The organism is Aestuariivirga sp. (assembly GCF_020252405.1).
Lineage (GTDB): Bacteria > Pseudomonadota > Alphaproteobacteria > Rhizobiales > Aestuariivirgaceae > Aestuariivirga.
In genome coordinates this window covers 1-5,298 of sequence record NZ_JADCDA010000091.1, presented here as the reverse complement: position 1 = coordinate 5,298, position 5,298 = coordinate 1, and the positions used below count along the sequence as shown (strand labels likewise).

The following is a 5,298-nucleotide window of genomic DNA, read 5'->3' as shown; positions in this document are numbered from 1 at the left end:
TGCTGTCCATCTTTTTGCCCGTCATCCGGGCCTTCGCCGGAACAGGAAAGAATCGCCAAGAACAAGCGGGTGGACAGGACCAGGAACTAGTCTTCGGACCCCACCCCCTCACCTTGCGCGGACTTGATCCGCGCATCCTTTTCGGTGCGGCTGAAAGGACCCCCGGGTCAGGCCCGGGGGAGGTGGCGTGGGGCGGATGCACATCGGATACGGGCAGGGCGGTTTCCATGAAGCCGCCCATCTGCTTTGATGCTGTCCATCTTTTTGCCCGTCATCCGGGCCTTCGCCGGAACAGGAAAGAATCGCCAAGAACAAGCTGGTGGACAAGACCAGGAACTAGCCTTCGGACCCCACCCCCTCACCTTGCGCGGACTTGATCCGCGCATCCTTTTTGGTGCGGCTGAAAGGACCCCCGGGTCAGGCCCGGGGGAGGTGGAGTGGGGCGGATGCACACCGGATACGGGCAGGGCGGTTTCCATGAAGCCGCCCTTCTGCTTTGATGCTGTCCATCTTTTTGCCCGTCATCCCGGCGAAAGCCGGGACCCCGCTTTGGGCGCGAGAAGCGGGGCCCCGGCTTTCGCCGGGGTGACGGCATGTTTGGAGGAAGAAACCATGAGCATCGAGCAGGACATCGCGAAGATCACCCGTCAGGAGGAGGAACTCCGCTTCGGGCATTTCAGCGAGGCCGATGCCTGGGTGCTGGGTTGCCTCATGCGCGCCTGCGCGGAGGCGCGGAAGCTGCCCTTCGTGATCGACATCCGGATCGGAACGCGCCCGCTGTTCTACACCGCACTGCCCGGTTCGACACCGGAGAACCCGGACTGGGTGCGGCGCAAGGTGAACACGGTCTATCGCTTCCACAAGTCGTCCTACCGCGTGGGGCGCGAATATCAGTTCTCGGGCAAGGCCTTCGATGCCCCCCGCGGGCTGGACCCGATGGACTATGCCAATGCCGGGGGCGGCTTCCCGATCCATGTGAAGGGCACGGGCGTTGTGGGCGCGGTCACCGTTTCGGGCGTGCCGCAGCGCGAGGACCACGGCTTCGTGGTGGAAATGCTGTGCCGGTTCCTCGGCGTCGAACACGCGATGCTGGAACTGGGGCCCGAACGGAACTGATGGATGACAGCCTGCTCTTCTTCCTGATTGCCGGCATCGCCGCCTTCCTCGTCGGCGCGTCCAAGGGGGGCCTGCCGATGGTGGGGGTGCTCGGCGTGCCGCTGCTGGCGCTGGTCATGCCGCCGGTCGCGGCGGCCGCGCTGCTGCTGCCGGTCTATATCGTCAGCGACTGGGTGGGGCTCTGGGCCTACCGCCGCGAATACAGCGGTCGCAACCTGGCGATCCTGCTGCCGGCCATGATTTTCGGCGTGGCCGTGGGCTGGGCCACGGCGAAGATCACGCCGGAATGGATGGTGACGCTGCTCGTCGGCGTGGTCGGCCTCTATTATTGCGCCACGGTCGTCTTGCGGAAGGCCGATGCGCCGCCCAGGCCCGCGGATATTCCGCGCGGGGTCTTCTGGGGCGCGCTCACGGGCTTCACCAGTTTCGTCAGCCACACGGGCGGCCCGCCGTTCCAGACCTATGTGCTGCCGCAGAAGCTGCCGAAGATGGTGTTCGCGGGCACGAGCACCATCGCCTTCGCCGTCATCAATGTGGTGAAGCTTCTGCCCTATTGGGCGCTGGGCCAGTTCAACCCCGGCAATCTCGAGGTGGCGGCCATGCTCTCGCCCGTCGCCATTCTCGGCGCGGTGGTGGGCTACAAGGGCACCAGGCTGCTGCCCGAGACGCTGTTCTACCGTCTGGTCGAGGTGGCGCTGTTCGTGGTCTCGCTGAAGCTCGTTTACGACGCGCTGTTCAAATGATCCGCGTGGAGCCCTCACAATGATCGTGACCGGCGCGAGGCTGCGGAACGGCCGCCGATGACGGACTGCCCGGCTGCCCAAAGCATGATCTTATCGCAAAACCGGTTCCACTTTTGCGGATCATGCTGTAGGCCTGTTACGCATGAAGCTGCCCTTCACAACCTATGACGTTTTCACCAGCCGCAAACTTGCCGGCAACCCGCTCGCCATCGTGGAGGACGCGGACGCGCTGACGACCGGGCAGATGCAGACCATCGCGCGTGAGTTCAATCTCTCGGAGACGATCTTCGTGCGCGCACCGCAGGACGCGGCCAACACGGCGAGCGTGCGGATTTTCTTTCCCACGGCGGAGATCCCCTTCGCCGGCCATCCCACCATCGGCTGCGCCATTCACCTCGCGGCGAAGAAATACAAGGAAGGCTGCTCCTTCGAGACGGAAATCCGGCTGGAGGAAGTTGCGGGCCTGGTGCCGGTGAAGGTCAGCCGCATCGGCGATGTGCCGCGCGCCCAGTTCACCGCGCCGGTCGTGCCCTTCGCGGTCGATCACCCGCTGCCGACCGTTGGTGAGGTGGCCCGCGCCCTTGGCCTTGCGGTGTCCGACATCGGCTTCGACGGGCACGGCCCTGGACTGTTCGAGGGTGGCCCGCGGTTTTTCTATGTGCCGCTGAACAGCCGTGGCGCGCTGGCCCGGGCGAAGCCGCACGAGCCGCACTGGAGCGCCATGGTCTCGGCAATGGATATCGGCAATGCCTATCTCTATGCGCGGGGCGGCGACGGGGCGGACACCAGTTTCCGCGCCCGCATGTATGCGCCGGGCGACGGCATTCCGGAAGACCCCGCCACCGGCTCCGCCACAGCGCTCCTTGCCGCGCAGCTTCTCGCGGCGGAGAAACTGGCGGACGGCACGCACCGCTTCAAGCTTGAGCAGGGCTATGAGATGGGCCGTCCCTCCGACCTGTGGCTGGAGGCCGATGTTGCGGGTGCGAAGCTCAGTGCTGTGCGGGTGGCGGGTCAGGCGGTGCAAATCATGTCGGGTGTGCTAGAAATCTGACGGGGAACAAGCCCAGCGGACACCGGCCGGGGGAGGGCCGCACGCCACATGAAGACGATTCTGCTCATCGCCCATCTGATTGCGATTGCCACGGGCACGGGCATGAGCATCGCGAACTACATCAACATCCGCATCGCTTCCGGCGAGACGGGCGACCGGCGGGCCGCGCTGGCCTTCCTCCGCCGCATTCTGGCGCGCATCGCGGATATCGTCATCCTTGCCATCTGGATCACCGGTCTCGGCCTGTTCTTCAGCCTGCCGCCGCAGGACGGGCCGAACAGCTGGTTCATTGTCAAGATGGGGTTCGTGGTGCTGCTCACGCTGTGCCACGGCCTCGCCCGCATGACGGCGGGCAGGATGATGCGCACCGGCGACCAGTCGCTCTACCCCCGGATGGAACTGCTGGTCTCCGGCGTCTGGATGTCGGCGCTCGCGGCCATCACCCTCGCGGTGCTGGCCTTCAACGCCTGAGCAGCTGTGGCCTTCGCGCCACAGGCGCGAACAAAGCAAACTGTAAGTAAGAAATGCGGTTGTGTCCGGTGGCGAAGGCTGTTATCCGCAGCGCCGTTCCCGATGACACCGTCCGAGCCCATACGGCACAGCTTTTGCGCTGGCCGCCGCGCCTCTCCCTGAGAACGCGCGTAGCAGGGCCGGAACAGGACTGACGGAACCAGGATGTTGATGCTCCGGGTGGGGCCACGCTGATACCGTGACTGGGTTCGAGTCCCAGCATCTTTCCACAAGACTTGCGAATAGCTCATTCTGGTAGAGCATCAGACTCATAATCTGTTGGTAGGGGGTTCGATTCCCTCTTCGCGACACAGGCTATTAACCTGTTCGATCTGTCCGACTGAGCCTTCCGGGGCGGCTGGTGACGCTTTAACGCCACTGCGCGAGCAGGGGCGGAGGAGATGTTCGCCGCCGGCCGGCAGCTTGTGCCGCGGCGGTTGCCCGTGCGGCGCCCTGATGCCCTTCTCGATCCCGCGGGAGAGAGCAGCGCATCCTGGGCCCCGCACCGGTCATGCCGTGGCCCGCCGCGGGCTGGTCAAAGGCCCCCCGGAAGGTGTTCGCAACAACTCCAACCCCAAACCCAACCCAACCCAAACCCAACCCAAACCCAACCGAAGAGGACAACCCGCCTCATGCAATAATGCTGACGCGCTTGCCGAAGGAGACACTGAGATGATCGAGACCAAGACATTATTCCTCAGGACACACATCACCGTCACGGAGGGCGAGCGCGCCATTCTGCTGACCAATGGTGTGCTCACCGGAATCCTGCGGCCCGGCCGCCACGGCTTCTGGTCGCTGGCCCGGAAGATCTCCTGCGAGGGCCATGCCTTCAAGGACCCGGTCTTCCGCAGTGTCTATGAGCAGGCCGTCCGTCTCCGGCCGGAGCTGATGGCGCAGCATCTGACCGAGGTGCGCACCGGCGCGGCCGAGGTCGCGGTGCTCTATCGCGACGAGAAGTTCCACAGCGTGTTGGGGCCGGATGGCCGCTGCCTGTTGTGGACCGACGCCGGTCCGTGGCGGGTGGAGACCATCGCCGTGCCGGACACTCTCGAGGTGGACGGGGCGTTGAGCCGCAGGCTCGCCGCGGCGGGTTCGGTCGACCGCGTCAAGCGCTTCGTGGTGGAGCAGGGCCAGACCGGTCTCCTGTTCGTCGATGGCGCTTTCATCCGCACGCTGGAGCCGGGGCTGCACAGCTTCTGGAACACCGGCCGCACGGTGAATGTGAAGATCGTCGACACGCGCGAGCACGCGATGGAGGTGACGGGCCAGGAGGTGCTGACGCGCGACAAGGTGTCGGTCCGCGTCAACCTCGTGGCGCGCTACAGCGTGACTGATCCGGTCAGGGCGGTGAGCACGGTGAAGGACTATGCCGATGCGCTCTACCGGTCGCTGCAGCATGCCTTCCGCCAGTCGCTGGCCACGCGCACGCTGGACGACATCCTGTCGCGCAAGGGCGAGACGGATGCCGAGGCGGCGGCCGCGGTGCGCCATGAGATGCTGGCGGTCGGCATCGAGGTTGCCGGCATCGCCATCAAGGACGTGGTGCTGCCGGGCGACATGCGGGACCTCCTGAACAAGGTCGTGGCGGCCGAGAAGGACGCCGAGGCCCAGGTGATCCGGCGCCGGGAGGAGACCAACGCCACGCGTTCGCTGCTCAACACGGCGCGCGTCATGGCGGAGAACCCGGCGATGCTGCGGCTGAAGGAGCTGGAGGCGCTCGAGCAGATCGCCGCCAAGGTGCAGTCGCTCACCATCCACAATGGCACCAGGGGGCTGCTGGAGGACATCGCCTCCCTCAGTGCCCGCTGACAGCCAGGGCATGATCCGCAAAAGTGGAAACCGCTTTTGCGACAAGATCATGCCCCGGCTTTTGCC

The 5,298-nt window shown here is 65.5% G+C and carries 5 protein-coding genes and 1 tRNA gene; all 6 read left to right on the top strand.

The genetic code is table 11. From position 1 onward, the window contains the following. Positions 1-612: 612 nt before the first annotated feature. The 6 genes from IOC69_RS12790 (at position 613) to IOC69_RS12765 (ending at position 5,232) form a co-directional block, all read left to right on the top strand. Complete coding sequence (locus IOC69_RS12790) at positions 613-1,116, top strand: heme-degrading domain-containing protein (protein WP_290543945.1); 504 nt, start codon at positions 613-615, stop codon at positions 1,114-1,116. Continuing rightward, a complete protein-coding gene (locus tag IOC69_RS12785; protein ID WP_290543946.1) occupies positions 1,113-1,859 on the top strand; it encodes a sulfite exporter TauE/SafE family protein in 747 nt (248 codons plus the stop codon). The genes IOC69_RS12790 and IOC69_RS12785 overlap by 4 nt, the downstream gene beginning before the upstream one ends. 142 nt (positions 1,860-2,001) lie before the next feature. Continuing rightward, complete coding sequence (locus IOC69_RS12780) at positions 2,002-2,910, top strand: PhzF family phenazine biosynthesis protein (protein ID WP_290543944.1); 909 nt, start codon at positions 2,002-2,004, stop codon at positions 2,908-2,910. 48 nt (positions 2,911-2,958) lie between these two features. Continuing rightward, on the top strand, positions 2,959-3,381 hold the full coding sequence (locus IOC69_RS12775; RefSeq protein WP_290543943.1) for a hypothetical protein: 423 nt from the start codon (positions 2,959-2,961) through the stop codon (positions 3,379-3,381). A gap of 275 nt (positions 3,382-3,656) precedes the next feature. Beyond that, positions 3,657-3,730 (top strand) — tRNA-Ile (locus IOC69_RS12770). A 362-nt stretch (positions 3,731-4,092) separates the two neighbouring features. Next, positions 4,093-5,232, top strand: coding sequence for a slipin family protein (locus IOC69_RS12765; protein ID WP_290543942.1), 1,140 nt, complete (start codon positions 4,093-4,095; stop codon positions 5,230-5,232). The last annotated feature ends 66 nt before the right edge of the window (positions 5,233-5,298 follow it).

Coding starts and splice junctions, on each gene's coding strand:
- IOC69_RS12790 (WP_290543945.1), top strand. CDS start 613: ATGAGCATCGAGCAGGACATCGCGAAGATCACCCGTCAGGAGGAGGAA.
- IOC69_RS12780 (WP_290543944.1), top strand. CDS start 2,002: ATGAAGCTGCCCTTCACAACCTATGACGTTTTCACCAGCCGCAAACTT.
- IOC69_RS12775 (WP_290543943.1), top strand. CDS start 2,959: ATGAAGACGATTCTGCTCATCGCCCATCTGATTGCGATTGCCACGGGC.
- IOC69_RS12765 (WP_290543942.1), top strand. CDS start 4,093: ATGATCGAGACCAAGACATTATTCCTCAGGACACACATCACCGTCACG.